The organism is Variovorax sp. J2P1-31, from assembly GCF_030317215.1.
GTDB lineage: Bacteria > Pseudomonadota > Gammaproteobacteria > Burkholderiales > Burkholderiaceae_C > Variovorax.
In genome coordinates, this window is sequence record NZ_JASZYA010000001.1 from 469,746 (window position 1) to 490,112 (window position 20,367).

Consider the following 20,367-nt stretch of genomic DNA (forward strand, 5'->3'; position numbering starts at 1 on the left):
TTCGCGCGCGCCAGACTCGGGTCGTCGCCGCGCGTCCGCCGGCGGCACGGCTCGAAAGGACAGGCGCATGCACGAAGGCGAGCGACTCAACACCTGCACCCACGGGCTCGGCCTGCTGCTGGCGCTGGCCGCGGCGGTGGTGCTGATCGGCGAGGCCGCCGCTTCGAAGGACGCCCGGCGGGTGGTGAGCTTCAGCGTGTTCGCCGCGGCGATGGTGGCGCTCTATGCCGCCTCGACGCTGTTCCACGGCACGCGCGGCCGCGCCAAGGCGGCCTGGGCGCGCGCCGACCACTGCGCGATCTACCTGATGATCGCCGGCACCTACACGCCGCTGGCGCTGGTCGCGCTGCGCGGTATCTGGGGCTGGGGCCTGTTCGCGGCGGTCTGGGCCGCGGCGCTGTACGGCGTGGCGCGCGAGCTGCTGCCGGCGCGCGAGAGGCCGCCGGCGGTCGCGCTCTATGTGCTCATGGGCTGGATCGGCCTCGCGGCCGTGCTGCCCATCGTCGAGCGCTTTCCCGCCGCCGGCCTGCCGTGGCTGCTGGCCGGCGCCTTGCTCTACACCGGCGGCGTGCTCTTCTACGCGCGCGACGGCCGCTGGCGCCATGCGCACGGCGTCTGGCACCTGTTCGTGCTGGGCGGCAGCGCGAGCCACTGCATCGCGCTGCGCTCGCTGCTGGCCTGAAGGCGGCTGAAGTCCGGTCCGGCGCTCAGAGGCCGGCCAGGCGGCGCGTCATCTCGGCGGCCGGGATCGCGCGGCAGCCGCTCGCGTTCTGCCCCGACCACAGCGCCGAGAAATCGTCGCGGCCCAGCTTCTCCGCTGCGGCCTTGAGCGGCGCGAGCGCGGCCGTGGCCAGCGGGAAGGCCGGCGGCGCATCGCTGAGCGGCCCCAGCGCATCGAGCAGGCGGTTGCGCATGCCGCGCGCCGGCCGGCCGGTGATCAGGTTGGTCAGCACCGTGTGCTCGGCCCGCGGGCTCTGCAGGGCGGCGCGGTGCAGCGCGGTGGTGGTGGCCTCGGGGCACAGCATGTAGCTGGTGCCGACCTGCACGCCGGCGGCGCCCAGCGCCATGGCCGCAGCCACGCCCTGCGCATCGGCGATGCCGCCGGCCGCGATCACCGGCAGCTTCACCGCCTGCACGACCTGCGGCAGCAGCGCGAAGGTGCCGATCTGCGTGGAGAGGTCGTCGCAGAGGAAGATGCCGCGATGGCCACCGGCCTCCAGGCCCTGGGCGATCACCGCGTCGGCACCGTGCGCCTCGAGCCAGCGCGCCTCTTCCACCGTGGTGGCCGAGGACAGCACCTTGGCGCCCCAGTCCTTGACGCGCGCCAGCAGCGCGGCCGAGGGCAGCCCGAAATGGAAGCTCACGACCGGCGGCCGGAAGGGCGCGATCAGCTCGGCGATGGCTTCGCTGAAGGGGGCCCGCCCGCCGCCCTCGGGGATGGTGGCGGGGTCGATGCCGAACTCGGCATGGAAGGGCGCGAGCGCCGCGCGCCACCGGGCCTCGCGCGCCGCATCGGGCGCGGGCGGCGTGTGGCAGAAGAAGTTGAGGTTCCAGGGGCGGGTGGTCTGGGCCGTGATCGCCTGCAGCTCGCTGCGCAGCACTTCGGGCGTGAGCATGGCGCAGGGCAAGGAACCCAGCCCGCCGGCGTTCGACACGGCCACGGCCATGGCGCTGCCCTGGATGCCCGCCATCGGGGCCTGGACGATCGGCAGTTCGATGCCGAAGAGTTCGCGGATGTTCATGCGTCGCTCCTTTCGCGCGTCACGAAGCTGAAGGGCAGGCCGGTGCTCGACACATGCGTTTCGCGCGCGGTCTCGCACCAGCCGGCGCCCAGCGAGGGCGCGTGCGCATCGCCCTCGAAGTCCTGTGCGATCTCGGTCACCACGGCGCGCTGCGCCAACGCCGCGGCTTCGGCATAGATCTGCGCGCCGCCGATCACCCACACCTCGGCCGCATCGGCGCACAGCGCGATCGCCTGGCCCAGGTCGGCCGCGCGCTCGGCGCCCGCGGCCTGCCAGTCGGCCTGGCGCGTCAGCACGATGTTGCGCCGCCCCGGCAGCGGGCGGAACTTCGGCGGCAGCGAATCCCAGGTCTTGCGGCCCATCAGCACCGGGCAACCGGCCGTCATGCGCTTGAAGTGCGCCATGTCCTCCGGCAGGTGCCAGGGCAGGGCGTTGTCCTTGCCGATCACGCCGTTGGCGGCGGATGCATAGATCAGGTTGAGGCGCATGGGTGTGGGAGCTTGTCTTGCGGGGGCCGAGCCCGGCATCGGGCCGGACAGGAGGGTGGAGCGCCCGATTATCCGGCGGGACGCCTGAGGGGGCGACATTGCGAGGCGGGAGCGGCTGTCGGGGGTTAATTCGTTCTCGTTAAGTCTGATTGAACATCCGTTATAGGTTTATTGAATTTTGGCCGAGATGATGACGTAGGGAGTAAATCTTTTGTCTAAAAAATGATGAAGATGCTCTGTCTCTTCTTGCAAAAGAAATGTCATTTTTTCCGCCTGAGCGCCCGCTGGAATCGCGCGAAAGTCCAGTGGATTCAGGATTTTTCGCCAAGGAATTGAGGCGCTGAATCGTTGGTTTTGGGGCGATGCGGGGGCGCTTGACAGCGCTGCGTGCCACCCGGATCACTGTGACCAAAGCACGCGATCGAGCCGGCGTTTTCCCTCTGGGAATGGCCATTTTTCTTCGCGCGAGAGGCCGCCGCCGGCTTGCTTTGGAGCGCCCTTCGTGCGGCTGGCGGACGCCACGATTCAACCCGCCCGATCGTGCGTGCGCTAAATCATCCGAGTGCGCACTTTTCATATTCTCCGTTCTGAATATTCGTGATGGCGAATTTTCTCCTCAACTAAAGTTTGCAATCCGCGGATCGTGCATAAATCCGTTGACGAACGTCTCTTTTTAAGTTGCTTATCTCGCTCAATGTTTCATGGCGGGATGGGCTCGGATTCATCCATTCATCGAGGGGGATTCACGTGAACAAGTCATACAAAACCATCTGGAACGAGTCGCTGGGCGCCTGGGTCGCCGCATCGGAGCTGGCGACAGGGCGAGGGAAATCCAGCCGCAGCCGCAAGGCGGCCAGGGCGGTGCTGGCGGCGGGGGTGCTGCTGCAGGCGGGGGTGATGGCGCCTGCGGTGGCGGGGGCGCTGGACGACGGCTCCGTCAGTCAACCTAACAAGCAGGTAGCCTATGGACCTGGGTCATGGATCGGTGGCATCGGAGCCGGGGTCACCATCGGCGTCGACACCTCGGTCTATGCGAACAATGCCATTGCCCTTGGCATGGGCGTGCACAACAACTCCGCTAGTTCCATCTTGATAGGGAACGACATCACGTTGGACAGGGCGTCGGGTGGTTCGGTTGTCTTCAAGCCCGGCGGGTCGGGAACCTCGAACATCACGCCAGTCAGCAACTCCCTGAACAGCTTCGTCTTCATCAATGGGCTCAGCACGGTGACCAACAGCGGGTCGTCGGTGGCGATTGGTGGGACGCTCACCGACGCGCCAAGTTCGATCGCGATTGGCGTGGTGTCCAACGTGACGGCGGCCACCGCGGTCGCCATCGGTGCGGGTGCGCAATCGCTGGCGAGGTCGGCCGTCAGCATGGGCAATTCCGCCCTGGCATCAGATTCGCTAGCTGTAGCAGTTGGGAGTCAGAGTACGGCTTCCGGTCTACAGAGCGTGGCCGTTGGGGCAACTTCGAAGGCGTCGAACGCCAATGCATTGGCGGCAGGCACCGCCGCCAATGCCGCCGGCAGCAGTGCCGTGGCCGTCGGTACGAACACCCTTGCGAGCCTTGCAAACACGGTGGCGGTTGGCAATAACGCCAAGGCGACCGGCGCCAATGCGCTTTCTGCAGGCAATGCCTCTGCCGCTTCCGGGAGCGATTCGACCGCGGCAGGCCCCAGTGCCACGGCTTCGGGCAATCAGAGCGTGGCCGTCGGGGTGAACTCAAAGGCATCCAACACCAACGCGGTCGCGACGGGCAACGGTGCCACCGCCTCAGGCGACAGCGCCGTGGCCGTGGGCGCAAGTACTCTTGCAAACCTTGCCAACGCGGTGGCGGTCGGCAACAACGCCAGGGCGACCGGCGCCAACGCGATTTCCGTGGGCAATGCCTCCGCGGCCTCGGGCAGCGATTCGACCGCGGCCGGTCCCAGTGCCACGGCTTCGGGTGGACAGAGCGTGGCCATCGGCCTGAACTCGAAGGCCTCCAACACCAACGCGATCGCCACAGGCAACGGTGCCACGGCCTCCGGCAACAGCGCCGTGGCCGTGGGTGCCACCGCCCTGGCGACCAATGATTACGCGCTGGCCGTCGGCCCCACCGCCACGGCTTCGGGCAATCAGAGCCTGGCGGTCGGTTACCTGAGCAAGGCGTCCCAACTCAATGCCGTGGCGCTGGGAACGGGCGCCAACGCGGGCGGCAGTTCGTCGGTCTCCATCGGCGACGGCTCGCAGGCTGCGGGGACGCAGGCGGTGGGCGTGGGCTATTTCAGCAAGGTCACCGGCAACAACTCGGGCGCGATCGGCAACAACAACACCGTCGCCGCCAACAACGCCTTCGTGATGGGCAACAACATCTCGGTCAACGCCGCACTGGTCGGCGCCGTGGTGCTGGGCAATGGTTCGGCGGCGGTGGCCGCGACGCCGGTCACCGGCGTCACCCTCAACGGCACCGCCTACAACTTTGCCGGCACCGCGCCCTCCAGCACGGTGAGCGTGGGGGCTGCGGGGGCCGAGCGCCAGATCACCAACGTGGCCGCGGGCCGCGTGACGGCGGGCAGCACCGATGCCGTCAACGGCAGCCAGCTGTTCGCGACCAACCAGGCGGTGACCAACCTCGCGACCAACGGCGCGCCCACCAAGTATTTCCGTGCCAACTCGAGCGGCGCGGACAGCAACCCCCTGGGCACCAACAGCGTGGCCATCGGGCAGGATGCCGTGTCGGGCGGGGACAGCTCCCTGGCCGCAGGCCTGGGCGCGCGGTCCGCGGGGCAGATGGCGGTGGCGGTCGGCCCCAATGCCAATGCCAGCGCCTTCGGTGCCACCGCCATGGGCGTCAACAGCAAGGCCACCGCCGGCAGTGCCACCGCCGTGGGCAACAGCGCCGTCGCGGCCGGCAACAGCGCCGCGGCCCTGGGCGAAGGCGCCAACGCAACGGGCTCCAACGCAGTGGCCGTGGGTGGCAGCGCCAGGGCGAGCGCCGACTACGCGGTAGCCGTGGGCCCCGGTGCCAATGCCAGTGCCTTCGGTGCCAGCGCCCTGGGCATCAACAGCAAGGCGACCGGCAACAGCGCCGTCGCGCTGGGCAACGGTGCGAGCGCGTCCAACATCCACGCCATGGCCCTGGGCACCAACGCCGTCGCATCCGGCGCCAGCGCATTGAGCGCGGGCGAAAGCAGCACGGCCACCGGCAGCCGGTCCGCGGCCTTCGGCAACACCGCCAGGGCACTGGCCGACGACGCGCTGGCCGCCGGCTCGAGCGCCAATGCATCGGGTCAGCAGAGCGTGTCGGTGGGGTACCTGAGCCAGGCCACCAAGCTCAATGCGGTGGCGATGGGCGCAAGCGCCAAGGCTTCCGGCGCCACCAGCACCGCGTTGGGCGGAAACAGCGTGGCTTCAGGCGATCAGAGCGTGGCGCTCGGCTCCAGTGCCAATGCCGCCGCCTTCGGTGCCAGCGCCCTGGGCGTCAACAGCAAGGCCACGGGCGGATCCTCGATCGCCTTGGGCAACAGCGCGAATGCGTCCAACAGCAGCGCGATGGCCATGGGCACCAATGCCATCGCCTCCGGCAACAGCGCCGTGGCCGTGGGTGAAAACGGTAACGCCGCCGGTCTCCGGTCGGCGGCCTTGGGGAACGGTGCCAGGGCACTGGCCGACGACACGCTGGCCGCCGGCTCGAGCGCCAATGCATCGGGCACGCAAAGCGTGGCGCTCGGCTATCTGAGCAAGGCTTCCAACGCCAATGCCGTGGCCTTGGGCACAGGTGCCAACGCGTCCGGCAGCAGCGCGGTCAGCGTCGGCGCGAACTCCGTCGGCCGCTTCGACAACGCGGTCGCGGTCGGCAACAACGCCAATGCATGGGCCAACAATGCCACGGCGCTGGGCAATGCCGCCTTGGCCTCCGGCACCAACGCGCTGGCCGTTGGCGCCAGTGCCACGGCCAACGGGGGCCAGAGCGTGGCCATGGGCCTCAACTCGAAGGCCTCGAACACCAGCGCGCTGGCCTTCGGCAACAACGCCCTGGCATCGGGCGCGCAGTCGATCGCCATCGGCGACGGCGCGCAGGCCACCGGCACGCAATCCTTGAGCGTGGGCACGGGCAACAAGGTCAGCGGCAACAACTCGGGCGCCTTCGGCGACCCGAACACCGTGACCGGCTCGGGCTCCTATGCGGTCGGCAACAACAACACCATCGCGGCCAACAACGCCTTCGTGATGGGCAACAACGTCAATGTGGCCTCTGGCCTGAACGGCGCCGTGGTGCTGGGCAATGGCTCGGCGGCCGTGGCCGCGACGCCGGTCACCGGCGTCATCCTCAACGGCAGCGCCTACACCTTCGCCGGCACCGCGCCCACCAGCACGGTGAGCGTGGGCGCCGCCGGTGCCGAACGCCAGATCACCAACGTGGCCGCCGGCCAGCTGAGCAACACCAGCACAGATGCGGTCAACGGCAGCCAGCTGTTCGCGACCAACCAGGCGGTGAACAAGCTGGTGGTCAGCGGCGCGCCGACCAAGTATTTCAACGTCAACTCGACGCAGGCTGACAGCATTGCGCAGGGTGCGGAGAGCGTGGCGATCGGGCCGAAGGCTGTGGCCGGCGGTGCAGATTCGATCGCTATGGGCAACAACGCCAATGCCACCGCCGTCGGGGCGATTGCCATCGGGGCCAACAGCATGGCAGAGAGCGCGACCCAGGGCACGGTGGTTCTCCACGGTCTTGCCATCGGAACCAACGCCCGTGCCAACGCAGGGGTGGCCGTCGGCGATAGCGCGAATTCTTCGGACGGGTCCACGGCGCTGGGCAACGGCGCTGTCGCGTCGAACGGCGGCATCGCCATCGGCGTACGCTCGGACTTTGGGACAAGTGCCACGGGAGGCAATTCCCTGGCACTGGGCATGTTGGCCAATGCTTCAGGTGTTCAGGGCGTGGCCATGGGTGTTCGGAGTCTGGCCTCCAACCAGAATGCGGTGGCGTTGGGACCGTTTGCCAATGCGACCGGCCTCGGTGCGCTCGCTGTGGGTTCGGCTGCGAGTGCTTCCGGTGAACTCGGCGCTGCATTCGGGGTACTCAGTGCGGCATCGGGTGCGAAGAGCCTGGCTGTTGGGTACAAGGCAAGCGCGACCCTTGACAGCGCGATGGCGCTCGGCGATGGCGCGACGGGGTCTGCCAAGGATGCGATCGGCGTCGGTTCCCAGTCGGTCGCGAGCGGTCAATCCGCTGTGGCGATGGGGAAAACGAGCGTGGCATCGGGCACGTCGTCGCTCGCCATCGGCGAGGGTGCGCAGGCCACGGGCACGCAGTCGCTGAGCTTGGGCGGTGGCAATGTCGTCAGCGGCAACGGCGCAGGTGCGCTGGGTGTCAACAACAAGGTGGCGTCGAACAACGCCTTTGTGCTCGGCAACAACGTCACGGTCGGGACTGGCCTGGACGGCGCCGTCGTGCTGGGCAACAACTCGAAGGTGGCGGCCGCGCAGGCCACCACAGGTGCGACGATCAATGGCAAGGCCTACACCTTCGCCGGCACGACACCGGCGGCGGGCGATGTGGTGAGCGTGGGCGCGGCAGGCGCGGAGCGCCAGATCACCAACGTGGCCGCAGGCCGTGTGATCGCGGGCAGCACGGATGCGGTCAACGGCAGCCAGCTGTATGCGACGAACACCGAGCTGAGCAACGTGGGCTCGACGTTGACGAACATCACCAACGGCGCGGGGATCAAGTACTTCCGTGCGAACTCGACCCGCCCCGACAGCATTGCCACGGGCGGCAACAGCGTGGCCATCGGGCCGGATGCCGTGTCGAGCGGCTCGAGCTCCCTGGCGGTAGGCCCGGGCGCTCAATCTGCCGGACAGACCTCGGTGGCGATCGGCTTCAACGCCAACGCCAGCAAGATCTCGTCGATCGCCATCGGCGACGGTGCGCAGGCCACGGGCACGCAGTCGGTGAGCATCGGCAGGGGCAACGTGGTCAGCGGCAACAACTCGGGTGCCATCGGTGACCCGAACACTGTCTCCGGATCGGGCTCCTATGCCCTCGGCAACAACAACACCATCGCGGCCGACAAGGCTTTTGTGATGGGCAACAACGTGACGGTCGGTGCCGGCCTGACCGGCGCCGTGGTGCTGGGCGATGGCTCGGCGGCCGTGGCCGCGACGCCGGTCACCGGCGTGACGATCAATGGCAACGGATACGCCTTCGCCGGTACCGCGCCCACCAGCACGGTGAGCGTGGGCGCTGCCGGTGCCGAACGCCAGATCACCAACGTGGCGGCGGGCCGGCTGAGCAACACCAGCACCGATGCGGTCAACGGCAGCCAGCTGTTCGCGACCAACCAGGCGGTGAACAAGCTGGTGGTCAGCGGCGCGCCGACCAAGTATTTCAACGTCAACTCGACGCTGGCCGACAGCATCGCGCAGGGTACGGACAGCGTGGCCATCGGGCCGGAGGCGGTGTCGGGTGGGGCGAGATCCCTGGCGGCGGGTCCGGGCGCTCAATCCGCGGGACAGGTCGCGGTGGCGATCGGCTCCAATGCCAATGCCAGCGCCTTCGGTGCAACCGCGCTGGGCGTGAATACCAAGGCCACTGCAGGCAGCGCCACCGCCCTGGGCAACAGCGCCAATGCAGCCGGTATCAGCGGAACGGCTGTGGGCGAAAATGCCAACGCATCCAGCAACTATGCAGTAGCCGTGGGTGCGAGCGCCAATGCGTCCGGCTTGCAGGGCCTCGCGATTGGCTATCTGAGCAAGGCGTCCAAACTCAATGCGGTGGCGCTGGGAACGGGTGCGAATGCGGGCGGCAACTCGTCGATCGCCATCGGCGACGGCGCGCAGGCCTCGGGCACGCAGGCGGTGAGCGTGGGCCTTGGCAACAACGTCAGCGGCAACAGATCGGCCGTGATCGGCAACAACAACACCATCGCGGCCGACAAGGCCTTCGTGATGGGCAACAACGTGTCGGTGGCTGCCGGCCTGACCGGCGCGGTGGTGCTTGGCGATGGCTCGGCGGCGGTGGCCGCGACGCCGGTCACCGGCGTGACGATCAATGGCAACGGATACGCCTTCGCCGGCATCGCGCCCACCAGCACGGTGAGCGTGGGGGCGGCCGGTGCCGAACGCCAGATCACCAACGTGGCGGCGGGCCGCCTGAGCAACACCAGCACCGATGCGGTCAACGGCAGCCAGCTGTTTGCGACCAACGAGGCGGTGACCAAGCTCGTGACCAATGGCGCACCCACGAAGTACTTCAACGCCAACTCGGCATTGCCTGACAGCATTGCGCAGGGCACGAACAGCGTGGCCATCGGGCCGAATGCAGTGGCGAACAAGGCAGGCGACGTGGCCCTGGGCAACGGCTCGATCGCCAATGGCGCCACGGTGACGGCGGGCGCAACCGTCAACGGCAAGACCGTGACTTTTGCAGGCAACGCGCCGACCAGCACGGTGAGCGTGGGTGCGGTGGGTGCTGAACGCACGATCACCAACGTGGCTGCAGGCCAGTTGAGCACGACCAGCACGGATGCCGTCAACGGCAGCCAGCTGCATGCGACCAACACGGAGCTGAGCAACGTGGGCTCGGTGGTGACCAACATCACGAACGGTGGTGGCATCAAGTACTTCAAGGCGAACTCGACGCTGCCCGACAGCACGGCGACAGGTGCGAATAGCGTGGCCATCGGCCCGAACGCCGTGGCCAAGAACGCGAGCGACGTGGCGCTGGGCAGTGGCTCTGTGACGGACACGGTGCACGTCACGACCGGTGCGACGGTCAACGGGAAGGCCGTGACCTTCGCCGGAACGGCCCCGGCCAGCACGGTGAGCGTGGGTGCGGTGGGCGCAGAGCGCACCATCACGAACGTGGCCGCAGGCCAGTTGAGCGCCACCAGCACGGATGCGGTCAACGGCAGCCAGCTGTACGCGACCAACACGGAGCTGAGCAACGTCGGCAGCACGGTGACCAACATCACCAACGGCGGTGGCATCAAATACTTCCGTGCGAACTCGACGTTGGCGGACAGCCAGGCGCAGGGCCTGGACAGCGTGGCCATCGGCCCGAACGCCGTGGCCAAGAACGCAAGCGACGTGGCGCTGGGCAGCGGCTCCGTCACGGACACGGTGCACACCACGACAGGCGCGACCCTCAACGGGAAGGCAGTGACCTTCGCCGGTACGACGCCGGCCAGCACGGTCAGCGTGGGCGCGGTGGGTGCCGAGCGCACCATCACCAACGTGGCCGCCGGCCGCCTGAGTGGTACCAGCACGGACGCGGTCAACGGCAGCCAGCTGTATGCGACCAACAACGAGCTGAGCAATGTCGGATCGACGGTGACCAACATCACCAACGGTGGTGGCATCAAGTACTTCCGTTCCAATTCGACGCTGGCTGACAGCATTGCGCAGGGGACGGACAGCGTGGCCATCGGGCCGAACGCGGTGGCCAAGAACGCGAGCGACGTGGCGCTGGGCAGCGGCTCCACCACGACCACCGCGATCCAGACGGCCGGTGCGACCCTCAACGGCAAGGCTGTGACCTTTGCGGGTGCCGCACCGACCAGCACGGTCAGCGTGGGCAGCGCAGGTGCGGAACGCACGATCACCAATGTGGCGGCCGGTCGCCTGAGCGCGACCAGCACGGACGCCGTCAACGGCAGCCAGCTGTACGCGACCAACACCGAGCTGAGCAACGTCGGCTCGACGGTGACGAATATCACCAATGGCGGCGGCATCAAGTACTTCCGTGCCAATTCGACACTGGCGGACAGCATTGCCCAGGGGACGGACAGCGTGGCCATCGGGCCGAACGCTGTGGCCAGCGGCGCGGGTGACGTGGCCCTGGGCAACGGTTCGATCGCCAACGGCGCCACGGCGACGACGGGTGCGACCGTCAATGGCAATGCCTACACCTTCGCAGGTACCGCGCCGGCCGGCACGGTGAGCGTCGGCGCGGCGGGTGCGGAACGTACGATCACCAACGTGGCCGCAGGCCAGTTGAGCACCAGCAGCACGGACGCCGTCAACGGCAGCCAGCTGTACGCGACCAACACGGAGCTGAGCAACGTCGGTTCGACGGTGACCAACATCACCAACGGCGGCGGCATCAAGTACTTCCGAGCGAACTCGACGCTGGCGGACAGCCAGGCCCAAGGCCTGGACAGCGTGGCGATCGGGCCGAATGCCGTGGCGAACAACCCGAACGACGTGGCGCTGGGCAGTGGTTCCGTGACGGCAGGGGTCACATCGACGACCGGTGCGACGATCAACGGCCAGGTCGTGACCTTCGCCGGTACCGCCCCGACCAGCACCGTGAGCGTGGGGGCAGTGGGTGCGGAACGCACCATCACCAACGTCGCCGCAGGCCAGTTGACTGCCAGCAGCACGGACGCCGTCAACGGCAGCCAGCTGTATGCGACCAATACGGAGCTGAGCAACGTCGGATCGACGGTGACGAACATCACCAATGGTGGTGGCATCAAGTACTTCCGCGCGAACTCGACGCTGGCCGACAGCATCGCCACAGGTGCGAACAGTGTGGCCATCGGGCCGGACGCAGTGGCCAACGGCGCTGGCGACGTGGCCCTGGGCAACGGCTCGATCGCCAATGGCGCCACGCTGACGGCGGGTGCGACCATCAACGGCAAGGCCGTGACCTTCGCAGGCATCGCGCCGACCGGCACGGTCAGCGTGGGCAGCGCCGGCGCGGAGCGCACCATCACCAACGTGGCCGCCGGCCAGCTGAGCCCGACCAGCACGGATGCCGTCAACGGCAGCCAGCTGTATGCAACCAACACGGAGCTGAGCAACGTGGGCTCGGTGGTGACCAACATCACCAACGGTGGCGGCATCAAGTACTTCCGTGCCAACTCGACGCTGGCGGACAGCCAGGCGCAAGGTCAGGACAGCGTGGCGATCGGCCCGAACGCGGTGGCGACCGGACCGGGTGATGTGGCCCTGGGCAGCGGTTCGACCGCAGCAGGTGCGACGGCAACGGCCGGGACGACCATCAACGGCAAGGCCGTGACCTTCGCCGGGACGACGCCGACCAGCACGGTCAGCGTGGGTTCTGCGGGTGCGGAACGCACGATCACCAACGTGGCCGCCGGCCAGTTGACTGCCAGCAGCACGGATGCCGTCAATGGCAGCCAGCTGTATGCGACCAACACGGAGCTGAGCAACGTCGGTTCGACGGTGACGAACATCACCAATGGCGGTGGTATCAAGTACTTCCGCGCCAATTCGACGCTGGCTGACAGCCAGGCGCAAGGCACGGACAGCGTGGCGATCGGCCCGAACGCCGTGGCGACCAATGCGAACGACGTGGCCCTGGGCAGTGGCTCGGTCACGGACACCGCGCAGGTCACGACTGGCGCGACGATCAACGGCAAGGCCGTGACCTTCGCCGGAACGGCGCCGGCAAGCACGGTGAGTGTGGGCTCGGTGGGTGCGGAGCGCACCATCACCAACGTGGCCGCAGGCCGCCTGACGTCCAGCAGCACCGACGCGGTCAATGGCAGCCAGCTGTATGCGACCAACACGGAGCTCTCGAATGTGGGTTCGACGGTGACGAACATCACCAACGGCGGTGGCATCAAGTACTTCAAGGCGAACTCGACGCTGCCCGACAGCACGGCGACAGGCGCCAACAGCGTGGCCATCGGTCCGAATGCCGTGGCCAATAACGCGAGCGACGTGGCGCTGGGCAGTGGCTCCACGACAACCACCGCGATCCAGACGGTTGGCACGACCGTCAACGGCAACGCCTACACCTTCGCAGGCACCGCGCCGACCAGCACGGTCAGCGTGGGGGCGGTGGGCGCGGAGCGCACGATCACCAACGTGGCTGCAGGTCAGGTCAGCGCAAGCAGCACGGACGCTGTCAACGGCAGCCAGCTGTATGCGACCAACACGGAGTTGAGCAACGTCGGTTCGACGGTGACGAACATCACCAACGGCGGCGGCATCAAGTACTTCCGTGCCAACTCGACACTCGCTGACAGCATTGCGCAGGGGACGGACAGCGTGGCCATCGGGCCGAACGCTGTGGCGACGAATGCAGGTGACGTGGCCCTGGGTGCGGGATCGACCGCAGCGGGTGCAACGGCAACGGCCGGTGCGACCATCAATGGCAAGGCTGTGACCTTCGCAGGCATCGCCCCGACCAGCACGGTGAGCGTGGGAAGCGCCGGAGCAGAGCGCACGATCACGAACGTCGCAGCAGGCCAGTTGAGCGCAACCAGCACCGATGCCGTCAACGGCAGCCAGCTGTACGCGACCAACACGGAGCTGAGCAACGTCGGCAGCACGGTGACCAACATCACCAACGGCGGTGGCATCAAGTACTTCCGAGCCAACTCGACACTGGCCGACAGCCAGGCCACGGGCCTGGACAGCGTGGCCATCGGACCGAACGCAGTGGCAGGCAAGGCGGGCGACGTGGCCCTGGGTGCGGGTTCGACTGCAGCGGGCGCAACGGCAACGGCCGGTGCGACCATCAACGGCCAGGCGGTAACCTTTGCCGGCATCGCCCCGACCAGCACGGTGAGCGTCGGCAGCGCAGGTGCGGAACGCACGATTACCAACGTCGCAGCAGGCCAGTTGAACGCAACCAGCACGGACGCCGTCAATGGCAGCCAGCTGTATGCGACCAACACGGAGCTGAGCAACGTCGGCAGCACGGTGACCAACATCACCAACGGTGGCGGCATCAAGTATTTCCGTGCCAATTCGACGCTGGCTGACAGCGTTGCGCAGGGTACAGACAGCGTGGCGATCGGCCCGAATGCGGTAGCGACCAAGGCAGGCGACGTGGCCCTGGGTGCGGGATCGACCGCGGCAGGTGCGACGGCGACGGCCGGCGCGACCATCAACGGCCAGGCCGTGACGTTCGCAGGCATCGCCCCGACCAGCACGGTGAGTGTCGGCAGCGCAGGTGCGGAGCGCACGATCACCAACGTGGCCGCAGGCCAGTTGACTGCCAGCAGCACGGATGCTGTCAATGGCAGCCAGCTGTATGCGACCAACACGGAGTTGAGCAACGTCGGTTCGACGGTGACGAACATCACCAACGGTGGTGGCATCAAGTACTTCCGTGCCAACTCGACGCTGGCGGACAGCCAGGCCCAAGGCTTGGACAGCGTGGCGATCGGCCCGAACGCAGTGGCAGGCAAGGCGGGTGACGTGGCGCTGGGTGCGGGTTCGACCGCAGCAGGTGCGACCGTAACGACTGGCGCGACGATCAATGGCAAGGCTGTGACGTTCGCCGGGACGGCGCCTACCAGCACGGTGAGCGTCGGTGCAGTGGGTGCGGAGCGCACCATCACCAACGTCGCCGCAGGGCAGCTGAGCGCAACCAGCACGGATGCCGTCAATGGCAGCCAGCTGTATGCGACCAACACGGAGCTGAGCAACGTCGGATCGACGGTGACGAATATCACCAATGGTGGTGGCATCAAGTACTTCCGTGCGAACTCGACGCTGGCGGACAGCCAGGCCACGGGCCTGGACAGCGTGGCGATCGGACCGAATGCGGTAGCGACCAAGGCGGGCGACGTGGCCCTGGGTGCGGGATCGACCGCAGCAGGTGCAACGGCAACGGCCGGGGCGACCATCAACGGCAAGGCCGTGACCTTCGCCGGGACGACGCCGACCAGCACGGTCAGCGTGGGTTCGGCGGGTGCGGAACGCACGATCACCAACGTGGCCGCCGGCCAGTTGAGTGCTGCCAGCACGGATGCCGTCAATGGCAGCCAGCTGTATGCGACCAACACGGAGCTCTCGAATGTGGGTTCGACGGTGACCAACATCACCAACGGTGGTGGCATCAAGTACTTCAAGGCGAACTCGACGCTGGCGGACAGCACTGCCACGGGCACGGACAGCGTGGCGATCGGCCCGAACGCAGTGGCAGGCAAGGCAGGTGACGTGGCCCTGGGTGCGGGTTCGACCGCGGCAGGTGCAACGGCGACGGCTGGTGCGACCATCAATGGCCAGGCCGTGACCTTTGCCGGCATCGCCCCGACCAGCACGGTGAGCGTCGGCTCGGCGGGTGCTGAACGTACGATCACCAACGTCGCTGCGGGCCAGCTGAGCGCTGCCAGCACGGATGCCGTCAACGGCAGCCAGCTGTATGCGACCAACACCGAGTTGAGCAACGTCGGTTCGACGGTGACCAACATCACCAACGGTGGCGGCATCAAGTACTTCCGAGCCAATTCAACACTCGCTGACAGCGTTGCGCAGGGCACGGACAGCGTGGCGATCGGCCCGAACGCAGTGGCGACCAACGCGAACGACGTGGCGCTGGGCAGTGGCTCTGTGACGGACACCGCGCAGGTCACGACCGGTGCAACGATCAACGGCAAGGCCGTGACCTTCGCCGGAACGGCGCCCACCAGCACGGTGAGCGTCGGCTCGGCGGGCGCGGAGCGCACCATCACCAACGTGGCCGCAGGCCGCCTGACGTCCAGCAGCACCGACGCGGTCAATGGCAGCCAGCTGTATGCGACCAACGCGGAATTGAGCAACGTCGGTTCGACGGTGACCAACATCACCAACGGTGGCGGCATCAAGTACTTCAAGGCGAACTCGACGCTGGCGGACAGCGTTGCGACGGGCGCCAACAGCGTGGCGATTGGGCCGAACGCGGTGGCGACTGGCGCAGGCGACGTCGCCCTGGGCAATGGCTCGATCGCCAACGGTGCGACCGCGACGACCGGCGCGACCATCAACGGTCAGGCCGTGACCTTCGCCGGCATCGCCCCGACCAGCACGGTGAGCGTCGGTGCAGTGGGCGCAGAGCGCACCATCACCAACGTGGCCGCAGGCCGCCTGAGTGGTACCAGCACGGACGCGGTCAACGGCAGCCAGCTGTATGCGACCAACAACGAGCTGAGCAATGTCGGATCGACGGTGACCAACATCACCAACGGTGGCGGCATCAAGTACTTCCGTGCGAACTCGACGCTGGCGGACAGCCAGGCCACGGGCCTGGACAGTGTGGCGATCGGCCCGAATGCGGTAGCGACCAAGGCAGGTGACGTTGCCCTGGGTGCGGGATCGACCGCAGCGGGTGCAACTGCAACGGCCGGGGCAACAATCAATGGCCAAGCGGTGACCTTCGCAGGTATCGCTCCGACCAGCACGGTGAGCGTGGGTTCGGCAGGCGCAGAGCGCACGATCACCAACGTAGCCGCAGGCCAGTTGAGCGCGACCAGCACGGACGCCGTCAACGGCAGCCAGCTGTACGCGACCAACACGGAACTGAGCAACGTCGGCTCGACGGTGACCAACATCACCAACGGTGGCGGCATCAAGTACTTCCGCGCCAACTCGACGCTGGCGGACAGCCAGGCGCAAGGCCTGGACAGCGTGGCGATCGGCCCGAACGCAGTGGCGACCAACGCCAACGACGTGGCCCTGGGCCGTGGTTCCGTCACGACGGGGGTCACCCCGACGACCGGTGCGACCATCAACGGAAAGGCCGTGACGTTCGCAGGTATCGCCCCGACCAGTACGGTGAGCGTGGGCAGCGCTGGAGCAGAGCGCACGATCACCAACGTGGCTGCAGGCCAGTTGAGCGCAACCAGCACGGATGCCGTCAACGGCAGCCAGCTGTATGCGACCAACACAGAGCTGTCGAACGTGGGCAGCACGGTGACGAACATCACCAACGGCGGCGGCATCAAGTACTTCCGTGCGAACTCGACGCTGGCGGACAGCCAGGCCCAAGGTCTGGACAGCGTGGCGATCGGCCCGAACGCGGTGGCAGGCAAGGCGGGTGACGTAGCCCTGGGTGCGGGTTCGACCGCAGCAGGCGCGACGGCGACGGCAGGCGCGACCATCAACGGCAAGGCTGTGACGTTCGCCGGAACGGCGCCTACCAGCACGGTGAGTGTCGGCAGCGCAGGTGCGGAACGCACGATCACCAACGTGGCTGCAGGCCAGCTGAGCGCAACCAGCACGGATGCCGTCAACGGCAGCCAGCTGTATGCGACCAACACGGAACTGAGCAACGTCGGCAGCACGGTGACCAACATCACCAACGGTGGCGGTATCAAGTACTTCCGTGCCAACTCGACGCTGGCGGACAGCCAGGCCACGGGCCTGGACAGCGTGGCCATCGGCCCGAATGCGGTAGCGACCAAGGCAGGTGACGTGGCGCTGGGTGCGGGATCGACCGCAGCAGGTGCAACGGCAACGGCCGGTGCGACCATCAACGGCAAGGCCGTGACCTTCGCAGGCATCGCCCCGACCAGCACGGTGAGCGTGGGAAGCGCCGGAGCAGAGCGCACGATCACGAACGTCGCAGCAGGCCAGTTGAGCGCAACCAGCACCGATGCCGTCAACGGCAGCCAGCTGTACGCGACCAACAACGAGCTGAGCAACGTCGGGACAACGGTGACGAACATCACCAACGGAGGAGGTATCAAGTACTTCCGAGCCAACTCGACGTTGGCGGACAGCGTTGCGCAGGGTACAGACAGCGTGGCGATCGGCCCGAACGCAGTGGCGACCAACGCCAACGACGTGGCCCTGGGCAGTGGTTCCGTCACGACGGGGGTCATCCCGACGGTCGGTGCGACGATCAACGGCAAGGCTGTGACGTTCGCAGGAACGGCGCCGACCAGCACGGTCAGTGTCGGCAGCGCAGGTGCAGAGCGCACCATCACCAACGTCGCTGCAGGCCAGTTGAGCGCAACCAGCACGGACGCCGTCAACGGCAGCCAGCTGTATGCAACCAACACGGAACTGTCGAATGTGGGCAGCACGGTGACCAACATCACCAACGGCGGCGGCATCAAGTACTTCCGAGCGAACTCGACGCTGGCGGACAGCCAGGCTCAAGGCCTGGACAGCGTGGCCATCGGCCCGAACGCAGTGGCAGGCAAGGCGGGTGACGTGGCCCTGGGTGCGGGTTCGACCGCAGCCGGTGCAACGGCAACGACCGGTACGGCCATCAACGGCAACACCTACACCTTCGCCGGTGTGGCGCCGACCAGCACGGTCAGCGTGGGCTCGGTGGGTGCGGAACGCACGATCACCAACGTGGCAGCAGGCCGCCTGAGCGCCAACAGCACCGATGCCGTCAACGGCAGCCAGCTGTACGCGACCAACGAGGAGCTGACCAAGGTCGGTACCACGGTGACCAACATCAGCAACGGTGGCGGCATCAAGTACTTCCATGCCAAATCGAGCGGCGCGGACAGCCAGGCCCAGGGCCAGGAGAGCGTGGCGATCGGCCCGAACGCGGTGGCCGTCGGTGCGGGCGATGTGGCGCTGGGCAACGGCTCGAAGGCGAACGGCGCCACGGGCACGACCGGCGCCACCATCAACGGCAACGCCTACACCTTTGCCGGCAACGCGCCCACCAGCACGGTGAGCGTGGGCGATGTCGGCGAGGAGCGCACGATCACCAACGTGGCGGCGGGGCGCCTGAGCGCGACCAGCACCGATGCGGTCAACGGCAGCCAGCTGTTCGCGACCAACATCGAGGTCGGCCTGATCGGCACCACGGTGAAGAACATCAACAACGGCGCCGGCATCAAGTACTTCCACGCCAACTCGAGCGCGGCCGACAGCAAGGCCCAGGGCGCCGACAGCGTCGCCATCGGCCCGAACGCGGTGGCCAACAGCAACGGCGGCGTGGCACTGGGGGCGGGTTCGGTCGCCAACACGGCTGCGGGTGTCGCTGGCTACGTTCCGCCTTCGGCAAGCACCAGTGCGGCGAGCGCGATCAACGCGACGACCAGCACGCAGGGCGCGGTCTCGGTGGGCGATGCGGCCAACGGCATCTTCCGCCAGATCAATGGCGTCGCCGCGGGCACGGCCGACAGCGATGCGGTCAACGTGGCCCAGCTCAAGGCGATCAGCCAATCGGTCTCCACGGCCGGTGACAAGTGGGTCGTGGGTTCGCCGGCGAGCTACAAGGCGCCGACCTCGGTCGGCAACGACAGCACCGCGGTGGGTTCGGGCGCATCGGTCACGGCGAACAACAGCGTGGCGATGGGCACCGGCGCCTCGGTGACGGCGGACAAGAGCGTGGCCCTGGGCAACGGCGCGACGGCCTCGACCGCCAACAGCGTGGCGCTGGGCAACGACTCGACCACCTCTGCCGCGGTTGCCAGCACCGGCGTGACCCTGAAGGGCACCACCTACACCTTTGCCGGCGGCGCGCCGGTGGGGGTGGTCAGCGTCGGCAGCGCAGGCCAGGAACGCCAGATCACCAACGTGGCGGCCGGGCAGCTCAACGCCAACAGCACCGACGCGGTGAACGGCAGCCAGCTCTACGCGACCAACCAGGCGCTCAGCAACATCCAGGGCGGTGGCGGCATCAAGTACTTCCATGCCAATTCGAACGCAGCGGACGCGACCGCCGTTGGTGCGGAGAGCGTGGCGATCGGCCCGCAGGCCGTGTCGACCGGCGCAGGCTCCGTCGCCATGGGCAATGGCGCGACGTCGAACGCCGCCAACAGCGTCGCACTGGGCGCCGGCGCCACGGCAGACCGCGCCGGCATGGCGGGCCAGAAGGAGCTGTTCTCCAACACGGTGGTGAACTCGACGCAGGGCGCGGTGTCGGTGGGCAGTGCGGGCAACGAGCGCCAGATCACCAACGTGGCGGGCGGTACCGAAGCCACCGATGCGGTGAACGTGCGCCAGCTGCAGGCCGTGAAGGCGGGCAGCGTGCAGTACGACACCCATGCCGACGGCTCGGTCAACCAGAGCAGCATCACGCTGGGCGGATCGGGCGGCAACGCGACCGCGATCCACAACGTGGCGGCGGGCGTGGCCGGCACCGATGCGGCCAACGTCGACCAGGTCAAGCAGATGGGCCGCGATGCCAACGCCTACACCGACCAGACCGCCGGCCAGATGCGCACCGACATGCGCAACAACGCACGGGATGCGAGTGCAGGCACCGCCGGTGCGATGGCGATGGCCGGCATGCCGCAGGCCTCGATCCCGGGCAAGAGCATGTGGACGGCGGGTGTGGCCGGCTACGACGGCCAGGCCGCGGTCGCGATCGGTGTGTCCAAGCTGGCGGACAACGGGCGCTGGGTCATCAAGTTCAGCGGCTCGGCCAACTCGCGCGGCAAGACCGGCGTGTCGGTCGGCGCGGGCTTCCACTGGTAAGCCGACTCCATCCAAGC

Annotated in this window: 3 protein-coding genes and 1 pseudogene; 2 read left to right on the forward strand and 2 right to left on the reverse strand. The window is 67.7% G+C overall.

Annotated features, from left to right (window positions below; all coding sequences use genetic code 11):
* Positions 1-67 precede the first annotated feature (67 nt).
* Positions 68-682: a PAQR family membrane homeostasis protein TrhA gene (gene trhA, locus QTI20_RS02240; RefSeq protein ID WP_286550531.1), complete on the forward strand. Its 615-nt coding sequence runs from the start codon at positions 68-70 to the stop codon at positions 680-682.
* A gap of 25 nt (positions 683-707) precedes the next feature.
* Here trhA and QTI20_RS02245 read toward each other — a convergent pair whose 3' ends face one another.
* Both QTI20_RS02245 and QTI20_RS02250 read right to left on the reverse strand, forming a co-directional pair.
* Positions 708-1,742: an NAD(P)H-dependent flavin oxidoreductase gene (locus QTI20_RS02245; protein WP_286550530.1), complete on the reverse strand. Its 1,035-nt coding sequence runs from the start codon at positions 1,740-1,742 to the stop codon at positions 708-710.
* Entirely contained in the window at positions 1,739-2,230 is a 492-nt protein-coding gene (locus tag QTI20_RS02250) for a dihydrofolate reductase (RefSeq protein WP_286550529.1), read from the reverse strand. Before QTI20_RS02250 ends, QTI20_RS02245 begins: the two co-directional genes overlap by 4 nt.
* Before the next feature lie 762 nt (positions 2,231-2,992).
* On the opposite strand from QTI20_RS02250, the pseudogene QTI20_RS02255 reads away from it, so the two are divergent.
* Positions 2,993-20,350 (forward strand): annotated as a pseudogene (locus QTI20_RS02255) (ESPR-type extended signal peptide-containing protein); the annotation flags it as partial.
* Between the last annotated feature and the right edge of the window lie 17 nt (positions 20,351-20,367).